Source organism: Novosphingobium sp. (assembly GCF_036803765.1).
GTDB lineage: Bacteria > Pseudomonadota > Alphaproteobacteria > Sphingomonadales > Sphingomonadaceae > Novosphingobium.
This window is the reverse complement of the sequence record NZ_DAIRTS010000004.1, coordinates 89,711-109,663: the sequence shown is the minus strand read 5'-3', so window position 1 is coordinate 109,663 and position 19,953 is coordinate 89,711. Positions and strand designations below refer to the sequence as shown.

Sequence of the window (19,953 nt, the reverse complement as noted above, 5' to 3'; positions counted from 1 at the left end):
CCGCCTGCGGGAGGGGTCGGGGGAGGGAATGCTTCCTCAGGCGCTCAATGCCAGCGGTGCGCTCGTCGCCCCGCTGGCGAAATGGGCGATGACCCATTCGCGGAATAGCAGGACCGCCGGATCGGCCAGATCCTCGGCATGGGTCTTGAGATAATAGCCGAAGCCGTCGGTCCCGATGCGCTCGAAGGGCATGACCAGCAGACCCGCGGCGATCTCGTCGGCGTACATGTCGATGTCGGCCAGCACCACCCCGCCCGCGGCCATGGCATAGCGCACGGCCGAGAACATCGTGTCGAATGCCATGCCGTTGGCGGTATCGAGCGCCAGGCGCTGCTGGTCGGCATAGCTCGACCACAACAGCCCGCGCGGCTCTCCGTCGAGCTTCATGTGCAGCAGCTCGGCATCAGTCAGGAACGCCTCGATCGGCTTGCCCTGGTGCAGCGCGGCGGTCGAGGGCGAACACAGCGGCGCGACGCGCACCATGCGCAGCAGGTCCGTGACCTTGTCGTCCACCCCGGGCCGGTCGAACACGATCGCCATGTCGAGATGGCCCGGCGGCAGGCCGATACCGTTCGAAGTGGTCACGTCGATGCGGATGTCGGGGTGCGCGGCATGGAAATCACGCAGCAGCGGCAGCATCGTCTGGTAAAGCAGCGAGGGCGGGACGTGGACGCGCAAGGGGCGCCGCTCGTCGCGCGCCGAGCGCACGGTGTTGATGGTCTCTTCCATGCGGTCGAGGCACTTGGACACCACCGGCAGCAACGCCTCACCAGCCGGCGTCAGCCGCAGCCCTTGCGTCCCGCGCTCGAACAGCGGCTTGCCGAGCAATTGCTCGAGGCTGGAGACATGGCGGCTCATCGCGCTTTGCGACACGGTCAACGCCTGCGCGCCGGCCGTGAAGCTCATGTGCCGTCCGACCGCCTCGAACGCGCGCAACGCGTTGAGCGGCAACCAGCGGCGGTTTATCAGGCGATGCGGCGCGATGGTGGCTGACCTCCCGGAAAGCGGACGGAAACAGAGTGCCTTGAACCGGGCGATCCGTCAAACCGTGCGCATGACATAAGCAATGGTGATGATGCCGATCAGACCCCGACCGCGCGGCGCTGGCATTCACGCACGCTGCGGATCGCCAGCACATAGTGCAGCACCGCCCAGAACCCGGTGGGCGCGAGGACCAGCAGTGCCAGGCGCAGCGACTCTGCATCGGGGCCGGCGGGGCCGGCGAACCAGTCGCTGAGCAGGCCGACGCCCTGCGGCGCGATGATCAGGTTGAAGACGTTGGCGATCAGCAGCGAGACCGCGCTGAACATCGCGCGCATGTTGGCGGGCGCCAGGTTCTGGCACAGCGCGAAGGCGGGGCCGAGGTAGAAATAGATCGCCGGGATGAACAGCCACAGCATGATCGTGCAGACGGTCAGCGAGTGGGTGTAGAACGCCCAGATCGACGGGATGGTCGACACGCCGACGACCACGGCCAGCACACGCAGGATGCGGCGTGGATCGGCGAACGCGGGGCGCGCCATGACCCAGGCGGTAAGGATCAGCGCCAGCGTGCCGGTGACGAGATGGATCGGACCGACGATCCCGCCCGCGGTGCCGACGTCGAGATTGTAGGCGCGCTGCAGGTAGGTGGGGGTGAAATAGACGAGGCCCCAGCCCCACAGCGCGGTGACGCCGCCGCCCATCATCAGATGCACCGCGGCGCGCTGCGTCCACATGAAGCGCAGCGTCTCCATCACCGTGGCCGGTTGCTCGCTCGAAATCGCATCCATCTGTCCGCGCCTGGGCTCGCGCAGGGTGAGCATGACGATCGCCGCCAGTACCACGCCCGGCACGCCGAGCACGAGGAAGGCCGCACGCCAGCCGTAGTGATGCGCGACCAGACCGGCCATGTCGGCGCCCATCCAGGCGCCGATCGGTGCGCCCAGCGCGAAGACGGTCATCGCCATAGCGCGGCGGTGCGGCGGGAAGTGGTCGCAGATGATCGAGTTGCAGGTCGGCGTGCCGCCCGCCTCGCCGATGCCGACGCCGATGCGCGCGAGCAGGAAGTGGGTGTAGCTGCGCGACAGGCCGCAGAGCGCGGTCATCGCCGACCATACCGCCATCGACGCCGCGAGCAGGTTGCGCCGGCTGTAGCGGTCGGCCAGCCACGACAGCGGCAGGCCCATGGTCACGTAGAACAGTGCGAGCGACACGCCGGTGAGGAAGGCGATGCCGGCATCGGACAGGCCGTAGTCGATGCGGATGTCCTCGAGCACGGTCGAGACGACGTAACGGTCGGCGATGTTGATCGCATAGGCCAGCATCGTGATGAACAGCACGTACCAGCGCAGCCCAAAGCTGGATGTTTCCGCCGGCACGGCACCATCGGCCGGTGCCGGGTCCATCGAATATGCCATCCCGCCCGCCATGCTCGTGCTCTCCGTCCGTCAGTCTTGTGTCAGGCAGCCAGGTCCGGCCCGAGCGCTGTGCGCAAAGGGTCGAGCCAGCGCGAGAAATGTTCCCACTGGTCCACGCCCGACCGGTAGATCGGCTGGCGGACCTGCTCCGAACTGGCGGTCCGCACCGCTCGCTCGGTCTTGTGGAAGGCGAGGCAGCCCGGCTCGAAGCCGAGGCCGCAGAAGTCGAGGATGCGCCGCACTTGCGTTTCGAGGTCGGACACGACGTCTTCGTACTGCACGCGCAGCACCTTGCCGGGCAGCACGCGATCCCAGTGATCCATCAGCCCCACGTAGTCGTGATAGTAGTGGCCCACTTCCTCGAGACCGTAGGTAAACTCTTGCCCTTCGGCGAAGAGCTGCTTGAACCCCGAAAAGCAGCACCCCATCGCCCCGCGCCGCGCGTCGATGATCCTGGCATTGGGCAGGATCAGGTGGATGAGGCCGATGTGCCGGAAGTTGTTCGGCATCTTGTCGATGAAGAATGGAGTGCCGCGTTTGCGGTGGATGCGCGTGTCGGCGATGTAAGCCTCGCCGAAGCGGGTGAAGTCCTCAGGTGTCAGCTCGCGCAGGTTGGCCGGGTAATTGGCCTCCTCGCCCACGCGGCGGCGTCCGTCGATGCGGTGCGACAGCGCGAGGATGTTAGGCAGCTCGAGCGTGCCCTCGACCTGGCTGTGCGAGGACAGGATCTGCTCGAGCAGGGTCGAGCCCGCGCGCGGCAGGCCGAGGATGAAGATCGGGTCGGGCGCCGCCGCGCCGCTGCCGGCGAAACGGGCGAACAGGTCTGCGTCGCAATGCGCCTTCTGCCGCTCCATCTCGGCGGTGATGCGGCGCCAGTCGTATCCCAGTTCGTCGCGCTTCAGCCGGTTGCCGCGCTCGTAATAGGCGAAGCTCTCGGCATAGTCGGCGCGATCCTCGAGCGCCTTGCCCAGCGCGAAGCACAAGTGATAGCGATCGGCCAGCGCGGTCGAGGGCGCGGCCTCGCACACCCGCATCTGGTCGATCTCGCTTGCCTCGAAGCGATAGGTCTTGAGGTTGGCGAGGCTCCAATAGGCATCGCCGAAATCGGCGCGCACGCCATAAGCGCGGCGATAGGCGGCGATGGCGTCGGCCTGCTTGCCCACGGTCTTCTGCGCATGGCCGATCGAGAGGTGCAGCGTCGGGTTGCCGGGCATCGTCGTCAGATGCCGCTCGTAGATCGCCACCGCCTCGTCGAAGTCGCCGATGGCGAGCGCCTGGTTGGCGTAGAGCAGTTCGAACTGCGCGTTGTCGGGCGCCTTGTCGACCAGCGCCCGTGCCTGGTCACGCGCGGCGGCGTGCTTCTGCCGCTTGTTCAGCACATTGACGTAATCGAAATGCGCGTTGACGTTTTCGGGCTCAAGCACGATCGCGGATTCGAGCAGGAATTCGGCATCGTCGAAGGCGTTGAACTTCACACCGATCTCGGCGAGCAGGCGCATCCCCTCGGTGTGATGGCCATTCTGTTGAAGAAAGGCACGGCACTGCTGCTCGGCCTTGCCCAGCCGGTTTTCCTGGATGAGCCGGACCACGGCCTGAAGCGGATCCGGCAGGCTTTGCAGATAGGCCGCCTGCCGCTCGGCCATGACGGCGGCCTCGGCCCGTCCGGCCGCGCGCTCGAGCACGGCGAGCGCCTGCCAGCTGGCGAGCAGGCCGACATTGTGATCGACCGCACTGCGATACGCGGCACGCGCGTCCTCGGCCCGGCCCAGCATGCGCAGGCAATGCGCGCGTTCCTGGTGCGCGCGGCCATAGCCGGGGGCAAGCTCGACAAGCCGGGTGGCGGTGGCCAGCGCCTCGACCGGGCGACGGGCATAGCGCTGCACCGCGGCCAGCATGAACAGCGCTTCGTGATCGTCGGGTGCGGCCTCGACCGCCGCGCGGCTGTGCCGTTCGGCCTCGGGCAGGTTGCCGGCCTGCAGTGCGGCGCGCACCTTGTCGAGCATTGCGGCGGTTTGGGCGCCAGTTTGGATACCGGTATCGACTTTGGTATCGGCGGGGCTACCGGCGGCGGAAACCGGGTTCGGGCTCTTGGTTGCCATGGTCGCAGTCTGGCTCATCTTGCCCGATCGTCCAACTTCAATCTGCCCTTCGAAAAACTGGCTCGGCAGCCGAGCCGGAATTGGCATCATGGTCTCGAAAAAGGTGAAAGCCCGGATCCGGTCGTACGGACCCGGGCCTTCCAGGTGCTTACATCTTGTAGTTGACCCTGAGGCCGATGGTGCGGGGACGCGTGGTGGTCACGCGCTTCTGGCCATCATTGGCGCTGGTGAACAGCTGCGGGCGCGCATCGGTGAGGTTGTCACCATAGAGCGTCAGCGACCAGGTATCGCGCGCGATGCCGATCGACGCCTCGATGGTGTCGTACGACGGCTGCTTGAACTGGTTTTGCAGGTTCACGATCGAGTCGCCCGGACGGACCGTCACCCCGTTGATCGTCGCCGGCACGCCGCAGTTGGTATAGGGCGAGGTGCAACCATAGAGGATGTCAGTGTTGACGAGGTCCGAGGTGATCGTGCTGCCGACGTGGTGATAGCCGAACTGGACGAACGGCTTGACCCCGTTGGCATATTCCCAGTCGTACCGGATGCGCAGGTTGCCCTGGAACTTCGGGCTGAGAGCCAGCGGGGTACCGGCCCTGGCGATGACGCCCTGGGCGCAGAGCGTCTGGGCAATGGCGTTGCTGGTGCAGCCCGTGATCTTGGTGTCGTTGTACGAGAACCCGGCGCCCAGCGTCAGACCGGACATCGGCCGTGCCGAAATGTCGCCCTCGACGCCCTTGACCCGGCCGTTGGCGAGGTTGCCGACGAAGGTCTGGTTGGAGATGTTCTGGTCGAACGCCGCCATCTGGATGTTCTTCCAGTCGACGATGTAGCCGGCCAGATTGACCTGCAGCTTGTGGTCGAAGAGGCCGAACTTGCCGCCCACTTCGTAGTTGGTCGCCGTGTCGGGCGAATAGGCGCGGTTGGCCGAGCAGGCGTCCTTGTAGAGCGGGTTGGCCGCGACGCCGGCGTTACAGCCCTTGCGGTTGAAGCCGCCGGGGCGGAAGCCTTCGGAGTAGGTGAAGTAGACCAGCGAGTCCGGCGTGATCTTGTAGGTCAGGTTGCCCTTGAACAGGAAGCCCGAGTAGTTCTTGGGATTGATGCCGGCGAGGTTGACCGCGAGGTTGGCGCTGGTCGGCAGCGAGGTGGGCGTGTTGGCCTTGGGCGTATAGTTGCAGGTGGTGAGACCGGTCGTCGGATCGGTGCTGACCGTATTGCAGTCCGCGCGCACCGAGTCGCTGAAGCTGGTGCTCGAGCCGCCTTCCATCGACGCGCTTTCATTGTAGTAGCGCGCGCCGCCGGTGAGGATCAGCTTTTCGGGCACGATGTCGAACGAGGCTTCACCGAAGATCGACCACTGGCGGTCGCGGCGAAGGATCGTGTTGACGAAGCCGGCACCCGGCAGGACGCCCGCCCCGACCACGTTGACCGCCGGGCTCGGCGGCAGGTTGTAGATGAAGCCGGCGTCGCGCAGCACGTAGTTCCACTGCGTCACGTCGTAGATGCGGTTGACGTCGTAGAACGCGCCGAGGGTGGCGCGCACGCGCTCCTTGACCGGCGTGGTGATGCGGAATTCCTGCGTCCAGCGACGGTTGCGGTCGTTGACGCGATAGCTGTTGCCCGGCGCATAGCAGGTCTGGCCGTGCGAGGCCGAGCTGGCGTAGCCCTGGTAGTAGACGCCGGCGTCGCAGTTGTAGAACGGCATGAACAGGCCGATGTTCGCATAGCGCGCATAGTCGGACTGCTGGACCGAATGGTGGTCCTGGTAGGACGAGGTGTAGATCAGGTCGAGGAACGAGAGGCGGCCCTTCAGCGTCAGGGTCGACAGGCTGATGGTGTCGCGCAAGGTGTTCGGGCCGAACTGCTGGACCTTGAGGTCACCCACCGAAGGCGCATAGTCGAACACGCCGTCGGTCTTGAGCTCCTGGTAGAGCGACATCGCGTCGAGCGACCAGTCCTCGTTGATCTGCCAGGTCACCGCGCCGCGGCCACCGGCATAGACGGCGTCGTTGTAGTCATCCTCGACGAAAGCGTTGTTGGCGATCGAGCGGCGCAGCGGAACCTTGAAGCCGCCGGTCGTGCCCGCCGCGGTAGCGACGCAGTTGGCGACGCCGACGCACGACTGGATCGCCTGGTTGACGAGCAGCGGGTTACCGCTGGGCAGCACGCCCGGACGGCCCGGATCCCACGGCATCTGGTAAGTGCCGGCGACGTTGTCGATGTAGCCGCCCTGGCGATCGGCGTAGAACGCGAGGCGGACCGCCAGCTTGTCCTCGACGATGGGCATGTTGATGAAGCCCTCGCCGCTGAAGCTCGCCGCGCCGCCCTTGGTCGAGGCGCCCGTGGCGGTGAAGCCGGCGTGGAATTCCTTGAGGTCGGGCGCGTTGGTGATGTAGCGGATCGCACCGCCCATCGCGTTGGCGCCGAACAGCGTGCCTTGCGGCCCTGCCAGCACTTCGACGCGGTTGATGTCGGTCGGGTGGATGTCGAGGTTGCGACCCGGCGTCGAGGCGGGCGCGTCGTTGACGTAAAGCGCGACGTTGGGCTGGACGCCTGCGACGCCGAGGATCTGCGAGCCGGCGGTGTCGGTCGAGAGACCGCGGATGTAGACCGACGAGACGCCCGGGCCGCGCGAGGCGGTGCGCACGTTGGGGAGGTATTCGACCAGCTTTTCGAAGTTGGTGATGTTGAGCTTGGTCAGCGCATCACCGCTCAGCGCCTGGATCGCCAGCGGCACCTTGTTGATCGATTCGGCGCGGCGGGTGGCCGTCACGACGATCTGGTCGAGGCCCGCCTGGCCGGGTGCGGCGGCGGCCGGAACGTCGGATGCCGTGGCATCCTGCGCGAAAGCGGGCGCACTGCCCAGCGCCAGGACCGCCATCGCGGCGACCCCGCACGAGAGCCGCGAAGTGTATGTAGAACGTGCTGCCATCATTCCCCCCTGATTGTGCAAAAGCCATCTTGGCAAAAAGCAAGCTGACCCCCTGCGCAGCGCGGCGGACCGACGTATCAGGTGTCACGCGGGGGAATGGGCCGGCGATGGAAGGGGCCTGGCCGCCGCGCTTGCGACGGGGCTGGTCCTTGTCGACCGGTACCAGCGTAGCCATGTCGCCGGCCGGGCCGACCGGGCGGGCGCTCGGCGGAAAAATCCAGCCGGAACGCTGACATAGGCACTGGAACAATCCCTCGTGATGCCTCCCTGACCGCAGCCATTCTGACGCTACGAAACGAAGCTTATGGCAAAGGTCTGGCGAAATCCATACCCGCCGCCGGCTTATCGAACCGCTCCGGAGCAAGGCAGCACGGGCCTTCGCAGCGGCAAAATGCGCCGCCTCTAGAGACAGGAAATTGCAGTTTCACGACGATTTTTCGGCAGTTTTGTGCGAATTGACGCCGGCTCACGCAACGTGCTGCCCCTGCGAAGGAGGCGCTGCCCGCAGCCTGATGAGCAACACTTATTGTAAATTTGAAATGGGCTTATGCCGAAACTGGATTGGCTGCGCCGCGCGCATCCCGTCACCCATGATGCTCACGGACACCGCGCGGGCACGCCGTCGCGCCGGGGTAGCAGAAGGGGATGGCGGCGCATGCTGCTGCACGACGGGGCCGCTTCGGCCCGCAACACCGATCACACGACCAACACGGGCAGCGCGGAGGCGATGGTCGCCCCCTGGTTCGCCGCGCGCAGACCGGGCCATACCCTGCCCCAGCCGCTCTACACGACCCGCGCCGCATTCGATTTCGACATGACGGCGATCTTCGGGACGAGCTGGCTGCTGGTCGGCTTCACCTGCGAATTGCCGCGCCCCGGCAGCACCCTGGCCGAGATGGTCGGGCCCTGGCCGATCCTGCTGGTGCACGACAAGTCGGGCACGATTCGCGGCTTTCACAACTCGTGCCGCCATCGCGGCTCGATCCTGTGCAAGCCGGGCCAGCACCAGGCGCCACGCCTGATCTGCCCCTACCACAACTGGACTTACGATCTCGACGGACGGCTGCTTGCGGCGCCGCGCATGCCCGAGGAGTTCGACAAGTCGGACCACGGCCTGCGCCCGATCCACGTGCGCTGCGTGAGCGGGCTGATCTTCGTGTGCCTGGCCGACGAGGCGCCGGAATTCGACACCTTCGCCGCGCATCTCGAGGATTACATCGCCCCGCACGCGCTCGAGACAGGCAAGCTCGCGGCGCAGTCGACGCTGGTCGAATATGCCAACTGGAAGCTGGTGATGGAGAACGGGCGCGAGTGCTACCACTGCATCACGCGCCATCCCGAACTTGCCGCGACCTTCCCGGTGGCGATGTCGCGCCATTTCGAAGGGTCGAATGCCGCGCAGACCTTCGCCGATGCCATGGTCGAGGCCGACCTTGCGGCGACACCGATCGAGGGTGACTGGTGGCAGCTGGCGCGCTTCGGCCTCAACCCCGGGGTCGAGACCCTCTCGATGGACGGCAAGCCGCTGGTGAAGAAGCCGATGCTGGCCCGCGACGACACGCATGTCGGCTCGATGCGGCTGGCGGTCGATCCGCACAGCTTCCTCCACGCGACGACCGACCATGTCTTCCTGTTCAACGCCATGCCGGTCGGCCCGACCGAAACCCATGTCCATGCCAAGTGGATCGTCCGCGGCGATGCGGTCGAGGGCGAGGACTACGATCGCGACGCGCTGATGGAGCTGTGGACGATCACCAACGGGCAGGACAAGGAACTGGCCGAGAACAACCAGACCGGCGTCAACAGCCCGGGCTATACCCCTGGCCCCTATTCGCCCGATGCTGAGATGCTCGCACAGCGCTTTACCGACTGGTACTGCGACAAGGCCGCCGAGTACCTCGGTCGCACCGGCACCGCCGCGGCATGACCCACGATGCCAAGGGGCTGCGGCCCGAGACGCTGGCGGTGGCCTTCGGCTACGATCCCGGCCAGGCGCTGGGTTCGGTCAAGCCGCCGGTCTATCTCACCTCCACGTTCGTCTACCCGTCCGCGCAACATGCCAAGGACGTGCACGAGGCCTATTTCGACGGCACCGGGCCGCTGGTGGGCGAGACGCACCACATCTATTCGCGCCTCGGCCATCCCGGGCTCGACGTGCTCGAGGCGCGGCTTGCAGCGATCGACGGGGCCGAGGCTGGCGCCGCCTTTGCCAGCGGCATGGCCGCGCATTCGGCGGCTGCGCTGACCTTCGTCAAGCCGGGCGAGAGCGTGCTGCACGGCCGCCCGATCTACGGCGGGGTCGATGGGCTGTATAACCGGGCCATGGCCGGCTTCGGCGTGCATACCGAGACCTATGACGACGGCTGCGATCCCGCGGTGGTCCGCGCCGCCGCCGACGCCGCGATGGCGCGCGGGCCGCTGACGCTGATCGTGGCGGAAAGCCCGGCCAATCCGACCGCCGCGCTGGTCGACCTCGACCTGATGGTCGCGCTGGCCGACGAGGTCGGGGCCCGGCAGGGCCGCCGCCCGCTGGTGCTGGTTGACAATACGCTGCTCGGCCCCTTCGCGCAGCGCCCGATCGAGCATGGTGTTGACTTGTGCCTGACCTCGCTCACCAAGTATTGCGCCGGGCACAGCGACCTCCTCGCCGGCGGCATCACCGGCCGGCTCGAGCTGATCCACCAGTTGCGCCATCTGCGCACCACCTGGGGTAGCCACCTCGATCCCTTCACCGCCTGGCTCGTGGCGCGCAGCCTCGAATCCGTGGCGGTGCGGATGGAGCGGGCGATGAGCAATGCCCGGCTGGTCGCCGAATTCCTACGCGACCATCCCAAGGTCGCCGGCGTCACCTATCTCGGCTTCCTGCCCGAGGGCAGCCCGGCCCGCGCGGTCTACGATCGCCAGTGCCGCGCCGCCGGATCGACCTTCTCGTTCCACCTGCACGGCGGCGAGGCCGAGGCATTTCGCATGCTCGATGCCATCAGGCTGATGAAACTGGCCGTCAGCCTCGGCGGATCGGAGACGCTGATCTGCCATTCGGCGACGACAACCCATTATGCCGTGGCACCCGAGCAGCGGCTGGCCGGCGGCATCACCGAGGGCACGATGCGCCTTTCGGTGGGGCTGGAGCACCCTCAGGACCTGATCGACGACCTTGCCCGCGCGCTGGAGGCGGTTTGACCCATGCATACTGATACCCCCTTCCCCGTCGATCCGCATGCGGTGAACGGCAAGATCCCGGCCCCTGCCGAGCATTACGGCCTTGTCGTGGTCGGCGCCGGTCCCGCCGGTATCGCTGCCGCGCGCGAGGGTGCGGCGGCCGGCAAGCGCGTGCTGCTGATCGACGAACATCCTGTGCCCGGCCACCTCATGGGCACCGACGTACCGCTGTTCTTCGGCGGGCGCATGACCGCCGCCACGCAGAACCCCGGCCGCATGATCGAGAGCGTCTTCGCCACGCTGCCCGAGCTGGAAGCGGCGATGGAGGACGGGATCGAGCTGCTGCTCGGCACTGCGGCCTGGGGCGTCTATCGCAACGGCCCGGCGATCGGCACGCTGCCGGCCCAGATGCTCGGTCTCGCCGATGCCGAGCGCGGCTGGATGGTCGGCTTCGACGAACTGGTGCTCGCCACCGGCGCGCGCGATCTGGCGCTTGCCTTCCCCGGTTGGAACCAGCCGGGCGTAATGGGTGCGGGCGGCTTTGCCATGCTGGTCGCGCGCTACCAGGCCTTTGCCGGGCGCCGCATCGTCATCATGGGCAGCCACGATCTGGCCGTCGAGACGGCCAGGCTCGCACAGGAACACGGGATCGAGGTCGCCGCGCTGGTCGAGACGCGCGATGCGCCCCAGGCCGACGTCGGCAACCTGCCGCTGCACACCGGTTGCGTGATTGCCGAGGCGATCGGCGGAATCGACGGGGTCAAGGCGGTGCGCCTGTCCGACGGCACCGAAATCGTCTGCGATACCGTGGTCCAGGCCGTGGGCGCGGTGCCGGCGATCGAACTGATCGACGCGATGGGCGGCGCGCGGGTGATGGACCCGGCGCGCGGCGGCTGGGTTCCGGCCGAGAATGGCACGGTGCGCTGCGTCGGCCTCGCTGCCGGCCTGCCCGACACCGGCTTCGACCACATGGCCTATCGCGCGCAGTGGGTCGACGCGCTGGGCGCGGTGAGCGTGCCCGACACGATCGTCTGCCAGTGCGAAGAAGTGACGCGGGCCGACCTGATCGGCGTGCAGCCGCCCAATTACCTCAAGCGTCCGCCCGCGATGTGCGCGCGCTCGCTCGACACGCTGCTGGCCGACGGACCGCCCAACCAGGACCAGATCAAGCGCCTGACCCGCGCCGGTATGGGGCAGTGCCAGGGCCGCCGTTGCCGCGAGCAGGTTTCGCTGATCCTTGGCGCCGCATCGGGCAAGCCGGTGCCGCTGGCCAGCCATCGTGCCCCGGTGCGCCCGATCCCGCTCAAGATCCTGGCGGACTGGGAGGAAGACCAGTCGATGCGTGACGGGTGGGACGTGTGGTTCGGCATCCCCACGCAGTGGATCCCCTATCGCGACATCGGCACCGATCGCGAGAAGCAGCATCAGGACGTCATCGGCGGGAACATGAGCCTGTGAGCAAGCAGAAAGTCATCGTCATCGGCGCCGGCGTCACCGGCCTATCCTCCGCCTGGTGGCTGGCCCGGCAGGGCGTGGACGTCACCGTAATCGACAAGGGCGTGGTCGGCTGGGAAGCCTCGGGCCGCAACGGCGGCGGCGCCTCGCACTATCAAAGCCCGCTGTTCGACGAGGAGCAGCGCCTCTGGCCGCAGATGGACGAGTTGCTCGGCTATCCGACCGAACACAGCCGCGAGCGCATCGTCATCGCCGTCAGCGAAAGCCAGCTGCGCGAATATCGCTACATCGCCGACATGTGCAACGCGATGGGCTACCGCGTCGACTGGCTGGACAGCCAGCAGGCGCAGGAAGCCGTGCCGCTGGCGGGCGAGAATTGCCTGGGCGGCATGCATTATCGCTTCGGCGGCCATGCCAACCCGCAGCGCACCGTGCAGGCCTATGCCTGGGCGCTGCAGGACCTGGGCGGCAAGATCATCCAGCACAGCCCGGTTACCGGGTTCGAGACCGCAGGGGGCAAGGTCACCGCGGTCAACACCGCGACGGGGCGCTATGAAGGCGATGCGGTGATCGTCGCCGCGGGGCCGCAGATCGGCTTCCTCATGGCGCAACTGGGCGTCGAGGTGCCGCTTGCCGCCGCGCGGGCCGAGATGATCGTGACCGAGCCAGCGCCGATGATGCCGCTGGGCGGGGTCGACGGCAACGGCCTCTATGGCCGGCAGACGCTGCGCGGCAACCTCGCCTATGGCGGTGGCCCGCACGAGTGGATCGAGAACAGCCCGCAAGGTCCGGGCGCACGCCCTTCCTCGCCGCTGACGCGCAACCTCGCGCGGCGACTGATCGAACTGCTGCCCAAGGCCGGGAACCTCAACGTGATCCGCAGCTGGGCCGGCGTGATCGAGAAGAGCCCCGACGGGCGCCCGATTCTCGACCGCATGACCAGCCCCGACAACGTGGTGGTGGCGACGATGTCGGGCGTCGGCTTCGGCCTTTCGCCCGCCTCGGGCCACGCGGTCTCCGACCTCGTGCTGCACGGGCGCTGTACCTTCGCCGACATCTCAAAGCTCTCGCTTGCGCGCTTCGAGGGCCTCGCCCCCGACTGGCGCGAGCGGCAGGGCTGGCAGGCATTGGCGTAAAGGGCGGCGTAAGCGCGGCATGAAGGAACACCGATGAAGGAATACAGCGCCCTTTCCCTGCTGCGCGGCGCGCTCACCGGGCACAAGCACTGGCGCCCGGCGTGGCGCGATGCGACGCCGGCGGCCAGCTATGACGTGGTGATCATTGGCGGCGGCGGGCATGGGCTTGCCACGGCCTATTACCTCGCCTCGGTCCACGGCATCCGCAATGTCGCCGTGGTCGAGAAGAGCTGGATCGGCGGGGGCAATACCGGGCGCAATACCACGCTGGTCCGCTCGAACTATCGCCTCAAGCCGCTGCACGACTTCTTCGAGTTCGGCTTGAAGCTGTGGGAGCACCTGTCGGACGAGCTAAACTACAATGTCATGTTCTCGCCGCGCGGGGCGATGTTCCTGGGCCATTCCGACGCGGACATGACCATGCTGGCGCAGCGCGGCGATGCCATGGCCGCGAGCGGGATCGACGCCGAACTGCTGACCCGCGACCAGGTGGCGAAGCTCGAGCCGCTGATCGATATGTCGCGCAGTGCGCGCTTTCCGGTCGAGGGTGCGCTGATCCAGCGGCGCGGCGGCACCGCCCGGCATGACGCGGTCGCCTGGGGCTATGCCCGCGGGGCGGACCGGCTGGGCGTCGACATCATCCAGAACTGCGAAGTCACCGGCTTCGTGCGCGAAGGCAACCGGATCACCGGGGTCGAGACTACGCGCGGGCGCATCGCCGCCGGGCGCACCGCAATCTGCGTGGCCGGGCACAGCGGCCATGTCGCCGGGCTGGCCGGCCTGCGCCTGCCGATCGAGAGCCAGACGCTGCAGGCCCTGGTGACCGAAGGCGTCAAGCCGATGGTCGCCTCGGTCGTGATGTCGCAGTCACTGCACTGCTACATCAGCCAGTCCGACAAGGGCGGCATCGTCATGGGCGGCGATCCCGATGCCTGGCCCAGCTATGCCCGGCGCGGCCAGCCGACCATTGTAGAACATGCGATCGCGCAGGCCATGGCGATCATGCCCGCGCTCTCGCGCCTCAGGATGCTGCGCACCTGGTCGGGGGTGACCGACATGAGCTTCGACGGGGCGCCGATCATCGGCACCACCCCGCTCGACGGGCTCTTCCTCAACGGCGGCTGGTGCTATGGCGGGTTCAAGGCGACGCCGGCCTCGGGCTGGGCCTTTGCGCACACGCTCGCCACCGGCACGCCCCATCCGCTGGTCGCGCCCTTCGCGCTCGACCGCTTCGAACGCGGCGCCACGGTCGACGAGACCGGGGTCGGCCCCATGCCCAACCATCGCTGAACCGGGGATCGCCCATGTACCGCATTCCCTGCCCCCACTGCGGCCCGCGCGCCCAGGCCGAATTCACCTATGAACGCAGCGCCGAGGCGATCATCGACCCCGCGCTGCCCGCCGGCGAGGCCATGCCCCGGCTCTACACCCGCACCAACCCGATGGGGGTCGACGACGAGCTGTGGCGCCATACTTATGGCTGCCGGGCCTGGGTCGTGCTGACACGCGATCGCGTCACTCACGTCATCAGCGCGTCGCGCGCCATCGGCCCGGAGGTGCTGCCATGACGCGCACCCCCGACGGCACCGAGACGCTGACGTTCCATTTCGACGGCAAGGCCTATCGCGCCCGCCCCGGCGACACGCTCGCCGCCGCGCTGCTCGCCAATGGCATCACGCTGGTCGGGCGCAGCTTCAAGTACCATCGCCCGCGTGGGATCATGGCCGCCGGTGTCGAGGAGCCCAACGCGCTGGTCACCGTGGGCGAAGGCGGGCGTGCCGAGCCCAATACCCGCGCGACCGATGTATTCGTCTATGATGGCCTGGTGGCGCAGAGCCAGAACCGCTGGCCTTCGCTGGCGTGGGATGTCGGCGCGCTGCTGGGGCCGCTGGCCCCGGCCCTGCCCGCCGGGTTCTATTACAAGACCTTCTTCGGCCCGGCCAAGCGCTGGATGATCTATGAGGCGCTGATCCGACGCGCCGCCGGGCTGGGCCCCGCGCCGCAGCAGCGCGATCCCGACAAGTTCGCGCAGCGTGGCGCCTTCGCCGATGTGGTCGTGGTCGGTGGCGGCCCCGCCGGGGTCGAGGCTGCGCTGGCGGCAGCTGGCCGGGGCGAGCGGGTCATGCTGGTCGAGCAGGACGCGATCCTCAACGCCTCGCTGCTGCGCGACGGGCACCAAGGCGCGGGTGATGCGCTGGCCCAGCTTTACGACGCGGGGGTGCAGGTGCTGCTGCGCACCACGGCGGCCGGCTATTGGGACGACAACTTCCTGACGCTGGCGGAGCGGCTGGTCGAGCCGGGACAAGCGCCGCCTGCGCACGGTTTCGTGCAGCGGCTGTGGCATGTGCGCGCAGGACGCGTGGTCATGGCGACCGGCGCGCTCGAGCGGCCGCTGGCCTTCGCCAACAACGATCGCCCCGGCGTAATGCTGTCGCAGGCGGTACGCACCTATGTCCGCCGCTTCGGCGTGGTGCCGGGCCGCCGCGTGGTCGTCGCGACGACAGGCGACGATGCCTATTGTACCGCGCACGCGCTGGCCGAGGCGGGCGCCGAGATCGTCGCGATCCTCGACGCGCGCCCGGCGGGCCAGGGGCCGGCCTGCGCCTTCCCGGTCCATCACGACGCGCACCCGGTCAGTGCCAGCGGCGGCAAGAACGGCGTGACGGGCCTGACCGCGCAAGTCGGCGGTGCCCAACGCCACTTCGCCGCCGACCTCGTCGCCATGTCGGGCGGATTCTCGCCCGTCGTGCACCTGCACATGCAGGCCGGCGGCTCGCTGCGCTGGGACGAAAACGCGCAGGCGTTCCTGCCCGACCAGCTGCGCCAGGCGGGCGAAAGCGTCGGCGCCGCGACGCAGGCCGTGCCTTCGGCCAACGCTTTGGCGCTGGGCAAGCCCAAGACAAGTTTCGTCGACCAGCAGAACGACGTCAGCCTCGCCGACATCGATATCGCCTGGCAGGAGGGCTACCGCTCGGTCGAGCATCTCAAGCGCTATACCACGCTTGGCATGGCGACCGACCAGGGCAAGACCAGCGGCGTGCCCGCGCTGATGCGCCTTGCAAGCAAGCGCGGCGTGCCCGTGCCGCAGGCGGGCCTCACCACCTTCCGTCCGCCCTATACGCCGGTGACGATGGGCGCGCTGGCCGGGCTGGCCGCGCACGACGCCGGAGTCCACGAACGCCGCCTGCCGCTTCACGCCGCGCTCGATGCGGCGGGGGCGCACTGGCAGCCGCTCGGGGCGTGGAAACGCCCGCGCGCCTTTCCCAAGGCGGGTGAATCGCTCGCCGACAGCGCGCTGCGCGAGGCGCGCACGGTGCGCGAGGCCGTCGGGCTGTGCGACGTCTCGACGCTCGGCAAGTTCATGGTGCGCGGCCCCGAGACTGCGGCGCTGCTCGAGCTGGTCTGCGCCACGCGGGTCGGATCGCTCAAGGCCGGGCGCGGGCGCTATACCGTGATGCTGCGCGAGGACGGCATGGTGTCGGACGACGGCACGGTCTGGCATCTGCCCGATGGAGGATGGACCGATGGCGGCTGGCTGCTCACCAGCTCGACCGGCGGCGCGGACCGCATGGCGACCTGGCTGTCCTATGCCCGGCAAGTGCTGCGCCCGCAGGTCCGCGCCTCGGTGGTCAACGTGCAGGAGCATTTCGCGGGCCTCGCACTGGCCGGGCCACGGGCATCGGCGCTGCTGGCAAGCGTGATCGGCGAACCCGCCCCGCGCCACATGGGCTGCGCGCCCGCGATGATCGCCGGGGTGCCGGTGCTCGTGCTCGGCGCCAGCTACAGCGGCGAGCGCGCCTTCGAGGTTCATGTCGAGGCGACACGCGCCGCCCCGGTCTTCGCCGCGCTGCACACGGCGGTGACGGCGGCGGGGGGCTGCCTTTACGGCCTCGACGCCATGGACTTGCTGCGCATCGAGAAGGGCCACGTCGTCATTGGCACCGAGGCGGACGGGCGCACCACGCCGCACGACCTGGGCCTTAGCGGCATGCTCAATCCCGCCGGCGGGTTCATCGGCGCGGCCGGTCTGACGCGGCCTGCGCTGCATGAGCGCGGACGCCTGCAGCTCGTGGGCATCGAGGCGACCGACGGCAGCCTGATCGCCGAAGGGTCGATGCTGGTGGCCCACGCCGGCGCGCCGCCGCAGGGCTATGTCACCGCCGCCGGGCGCCGCGTGCTGGGCGACGGCAGCGGCGTCGCGCTGGCGTTGCTGGCCGATGGCGTGGCCCGCCATGGCGAGACGCTGCTGGCGCATTCGCCCACGCGCGGCCAGACCGCGCCGGTGCGCGTGACCGCGCCGCTGTTCCACGATCCCGAAGGGGCACGCTATCGTGACTGAAATCCGCCGCTTGCCCGCCGCTCCGCTTCACGCGGTCGAGATCTGGTCCAATCCCGCGGCCGTGGCCGCCCGCTTTGCCGAGGCTGGCGCGGCCCTTCCGACCATGGGCCGTAGCGGCCCGGTGCTGGGCGCGACGCTGCTGCGCGTCGAGCCGACCGTGTGGCTGGCCGAGGGCGACATCGCTGCGCTGCTGCCGCTGCTGGGCGACGACGGCGGCGTCACCGCGATCGGCGGCGGCGTGGTCCGCTTCGCCCTCACCGGCCCCGGCTGGCGCGCGCTGCTGATGGCCGATGGCCTGTTCGATGCCGAGAGCCGCGATTTCGGCGTCGGTGGCTGTGCCGCGACGGTGATCGCGCATGCGGCGGTGCGGCTGTGGGTTGAGGCGGCCGATGCGGTGCGCGTATATGTGCCGGCGAGCATGGCCGAGGGCATGGAGCATCACTGGCGGGCTAATCTGCCGCTGGTGGGGTGAGGCGATAACAGGCCCTCCCCCGGCCCCTCCCGCGAGCGGGAGGGGAGAAGCTAGCGTCTCGAATCCCCCTCCCGCTTGCGGGAGGGGTCAGGGGAGGGAATGTCATCTCCCGCCCTCACCCGCATGCCCCGATCAGAACCGCGCCTGGGCCCGCCAGCGCTGGACCGTGCGCGCGACGCTGGCTTCCTCGCCGCCGGTGCGGTTCCACAGGTCGCTGAAGGAGGGATCGCTCGAGGCCGGGCGGCGGCGTTCGTCGAGGTCGTCGAAGGCGACGCGGATCGGGATGGCGACGCCCTCGCCGCAAATGATGCACTCCCGGTTGCGCAGCGCCGGGATCGCATCGAGGAAGCCGCGCGCCCCCTCGGGCATGGCGGCGCGCACGAAGGCCTGGTCGCGCTCGTTGTTGAGGCGCATGGCGATGATCGTGCCGCACTGCGACAGCACGCCTTCGGCCAGGTCCGACGGGCGCTGGGTGATGAGGCCGAGCGAGACGCCGTACTTGCGCCCTTCCTTGGCGATGCGCGACAGGATGCGGCCCACCGCCGAGCCATCCGAATTGCGCTCGTTGGGCACGTAGCGGTGCGCTTCCTCGCAGACCAGCAGGATCGGGCGGATCGACTCGCGCCGCGACCAGATCGCATAGTCGAATACCAGCCGGCTCAGCACCGCCACCACGGTCGAGGTGATTTCCGAAGGCACGCCCGAGACGTCGATGATCGAGATCGGCTTGCCGTGCGCCGGCAGGCGGAACAGCCGGCCGATCAGCTCGGCCATGGTGTCGCCCACCAGCATCCCTGAGAACATGAACTGGTAGCGCGGGTCGTTGCGGATTTCCTCGATCTTGCTCTTCACGCGCATGTAGGGGACCGAGGTGTGGCCCTTATCGAGCTTGCCCATCTCGTTCTGCAGGATCACGCAGAGGTCGGAAAGCAGGTAGGGGATCGGCGAATCCTGGGTGATGCGACCCACCGTCTCGGCCAGCCGGTTCTTCTGCCGCGCCATCAGCAGGCACTTGGCGAGGATGTCGGCATCGATCTGGCGGTCGGCGCCGGTCGAGGTGAGGAACACCTCGCAATGCTCCTCGAAGTTCATCAGCCAGTAGGGCATCTGCAGGTTCGATACGTCGAGCAATTGCCCGCTGTCGCGAAACGCTGCCGGATATTCGCCGTGCGGGTCGATCATCACGATGTGGCCCTCGGGGGCGAGATCGCAGATGCGGTGCAGGATCAGCGCGGCGGCGGTCGACTTGCCGGTGCCGGTCGAGCCGAGCAGCGCGAAATGCTTGCCCAGCAGCGGGTCGATATAGAGGCCTGCGCGAATGTCGGGCGTGGGGAAGACGGTACCGACGGTGACGTGCGCGCGGCCATCGGTGGCGTAGATCTGGCGCAAGTCCGCGCTGGTGGCGGGATAGACCAGCGCGCCGGGCACGGGAAAGCGCGTCACGCCGCGGCGGAAGCCATAGATCCGCCCGGTCTGGGCATGCTCGTCGCCCTCGCCCAGGAAATCGAGCTGGCAGATCGCGCCGCCTTCGACGCGGCGGTCCTGCCGCTGGTTGCGGATCGAGCCGAGCAGCCAGCCGCCCGCCACGCGCACCTTGACCTGGCTGCCGACCTGGCCGGACATGGCGACCGTCGGATCGGCGTCCCCGGTGCATTCCTCCAGTCGCTGCAGATCGAGCGCAAGACCCGCGCCCGCACCCGCCACTTCGACGACGACGCCGATCGGCTTCAACGCGCATTCGGATGGCGGGGGGTCGCGCGGCACGTCGGGCTGGGCAGCACGTGGCATGATCCGCAGGGCCGCGCCAGGGGCCGCGCCATCGATCGCACCGGCCGCGCCTGCATCGCCGGGGACGGGAGCCGGACCAAGATCGTCCGGCCCGGCAGGCATTCCGGGAATGAATACCTGCCTGCTCATATCGTTCATACCTGCGCTCGCCCCGATGGTGTGGCGCAAGGCCTA

At 68.4% G+C, this 19,953-nt stretch carries 13 protein-coding genes; 8 read left to right on the top strand and 5 right to left on the bottom strand.

The window, feature by feature from the left end; genetic code table 11:
* Window positions 1-36 precede the first annotated feature (36 nt).
* The 4 genes from V7Q48_RS03890 to V7Q48_RS03875 all read right to left on the bottom strand — a co-directional run bounded on the left by V7Q48_RS03890 (window position 37) and on the right by V7Q48_RS03875 (window position 7,430).
* Window positions 37-936: a LysR family transcriptional regulator gene (locus V7Q48_RS03890; RefSeq protein ID WP_333836514.1), complete on the bottom strand. Its 900-nt coding sequence runs from the start codon at window positions 934-936 to the stop codon at window positions 37-39.
* Window positions 937-1,082: 146 nt separating this feature from the next.
* Window positions 1,083-2,399: a spinster family MFS transporter gene (locus V7Q48_RS03885; protein WP_333836390.1), complete on the bottom strand. Its 1,317-nt coding sequence runs from the start codon at window positions 2,397-2,399 to the stop codon at window positions 1,083-1,085.
* A gap of 41 nt (window positions 2,400-2,440) precedes the next feature.
* On the bottom strand, window positions 2,441-4,516 hold the full coding sequence (locus V7Q48_RS03880; RefSeq protein ID WP_333836389.1) for a tetratricopeptide repeat-containing sulfotransferase family protein: 2,076 nt from the start codon (window positions 4,514-4,516) through the stop codon (window positions 2,441-2,443).
* Between the two features lie 130 nt (window positions 4,517-4,646).
* A complete protein-coding gene (locus V7Q48_RS03875) occupies window positions 4,647-7,430 on the bottom strand; it encodes a TonB-dependent receptor (protein WP_333836388.1) in 2,784 nt (927 codons plus the stop codon).
* Between the two features lie 655 nt (window positions 7,431-8,085).
* Between V7Q48_RS03875 and V7Q48_RS03870 the strand changes: the two genes are divergently transcribed.
* Genes V7Q48_RS03870 through V7Q48_RS03835 form a run of 8 tightly spaced genes read left to right on the top strand, consistent with a single transcriptional unit; the run spans window position 8,086 to window position 17,991 of the window.
* Window positions 8,086-9,357, top strand: a complete 1,272-nt coding sequence (locus tag V7Q48_RS03870; RefSeq protein ID WP_333836386.1) for an aromatic ring-hydroxylating oxygenase subunit alpha — start codon at window positions 8,086-8,088, stop codon at window positions 9,355-9,357.
* Entirely contained in the window at window positions 9,354-10,610 is a 1,257-nt protein-coding gene (locus V7Q48_RS03865; RefSeq protein ID WP_333836385.1) for a cystathionine gamma-synthase family protein, read from the top strand. Before V7Q48_RS03870 ends, V7Q48_RS03865 begins: the two co-directional genes overlap by 4 nt.
* 3 nt (window positions 10,611-10,613) lie before the next feature.
* On the top strand, window positions 10,614-12,047 hold the full coding sequence (locus V7Q48_RS03860; protein WP_333836384.1) for an FAD/NAD(P)-dependent oxidoreductase: 1,434 nt from the start codon (window positions 10,614-10,616) through the stop codon (window positions 12,045-12,047).
* Window positions 12,044-13,180, top strand: coding sequence for an NAD(P)/FAD-dependent oxidoreductase (locus tag V7Q48_RS03855; RefSeq protein ID WP_333836383.1), 1,137 nt, complete (start codon window positions 12,044-12,046; stop codon window positions 13,178-13,180). Before V7Q48_RS03860 ends, V7Q48_RS03855 begins: the two co-directional genes overlap by 4 nt.
* 33 nt (window positions 13,181-13,213) lie before the next feature.
* Window positions 13,214-14,470 carry a sarcosine oxidase subunit beta family protein gene (locus tag V7Q48_RS03850; RefSeq protein WP_333836382.1) on the top strand — a complete coding sequence of 419 codons (1,257 nt, stop codon included), beginning with the start codon at window positions 13,214-13,216 and terminating at the stop codon, window positions 14,468-14,470.
* A gap of 14 nt (window positions 14,471-14,484) precedes the next feature.
* On the top strand, window positions 14,485-14,748 hold the full coding sequence (locus tag V7Q48_RS03845) for a sarcosine oxidase subunit delta (protein ID WP_333836381.1): 264 nt from the start codon (window positions 14,485-14,487) through the stop codon (window positions 14,746-14,748).
* The gene (locus tag V7Q48_RS03840) at window positions 14,745-17,519 is read left to right on the top strand and encodes a 2Fe-2S iron-sulfur cluster-binding protein (RefSeq protein WP_333836379.1); all 2,775 of its coding nucleotides are present in this window, start codon (window positions 14,745-14,747) and stop codon (window positions 17,517-17,519) included. Before V7Q48_RS03845 ends, V7Q48_RS03840 begins: the two co-directional genes overlap by 4 nt.
* Complete coding sequence (locus tag V7Q48_RS03835) at window positions 17,512-17,991, top strand: sarcosine oxidase gamma subunit (protein WP_333836377.1); 480 nt, start codon at window positions 17,512-17,514, stop codon at window positions 17,989-17,991. The genes V7Q48_RS03840 and V7Q48_RS03835 overlap by 8 nt, the downstream gene beginning before the upstream one ends.
* 132 nt (window positions 17,992-18,123) lie before the next feature.
* Here V7Q48_RS03835 and V7Q48_RS03830 read toward each other — a convergent pair whose 3' ends face one another.
* Window positions 18,124-19,779, bottom strand: a complete 1,656-nt coding sequence (locus tag V7Q48_RS03830) for an ATP-binding protein (RefSeq protein ID WP_333836513.1) — start codon at window positions 19,777-19,779, stop codon at window positions 18,124-18,126.
* Window positions 19,780-19,953 lie beyond the last annotated feature (174 nt).

What these genes read in the sequence shown, in the direction of transcription:
- V7Q48_RS03885 (WP_333836390.1), bottom strand. Translation starts at nt 2,399, where the DNA reads ATGGCATATTCGATGGACCCGGCACCGGCCGATGGTGCCGTGCCGGCG.
- V7Q48_RS03880 (WP_333836389.1), bottom strand. Translation starts at nt 4,516, where the DNA reads ATGAGCCAGACTGCGACCATGGCAACCAAGAGCCCGAACCCGGTTTCC.
- V7Q48_RS03875 (WP_333836388.1), bottom strand. Translation starts at nt 7,430, where the DNA reads ATGGCAGCACGTTCTACATACACTTCGCGGCTCTCGTGCGGGGTCGCC.
- V7Q48_RS03870 (WP_333836386.1), top strand. Translation starts at nt 8,086, where the DNA reads ATGCTGCTGCACGACGGGGCCGCTTCGGCCCGCAACACCGATCACACG.
- V7Q48_RS03865 (WP_333836385.1), top strand. Translation starts at nt 9,354, where the DNA reads ATGACCCACGATGCCAAGGGGCTGCGGCCCGAGACGCTGGCGGTGGCC.
- V7Q48_RS03860 (WP_333836384.1), top strand. Translation starts at nt 10,614, where the DNA reads ATGCATACTGATACCCCCTTCCCCGTCGATCCGCATGCGGTGAACGGC.
- V7Q48_RS03850 (WP_333836382.1), top strand. Translation starts at nt 13,214, where the DNA reads ATGAAGGAATACAGCGCCCTTTCCCTGCTGCGCGGCGCGCTCACCGGG.
- V7Q48_RS03845 (WP_333836381.1), top strand. Translation starts at nt 14,485, where the DNA reads ATGTACCGCATTCCCTGCCCCCACTGCGGCCCGCGCGCCCAGGCCGAA.
- V7Q48_RS03840 (WP_333836379.1), top strand. Translation starts at nt 14,745, where the DNA reads ATGACGCGCACCCCCGACGGCACCGAGACGCTGACGTTCCATTTCGAC.
- V7Q48_RS03830 (WP_333836513.1), bottom strand. Translation starts at nt 19,779, where the DNA reads ATGCCACGTGCTGCCCAGCCCGACGTGCCGCGCGACCCCCCGCCATCC.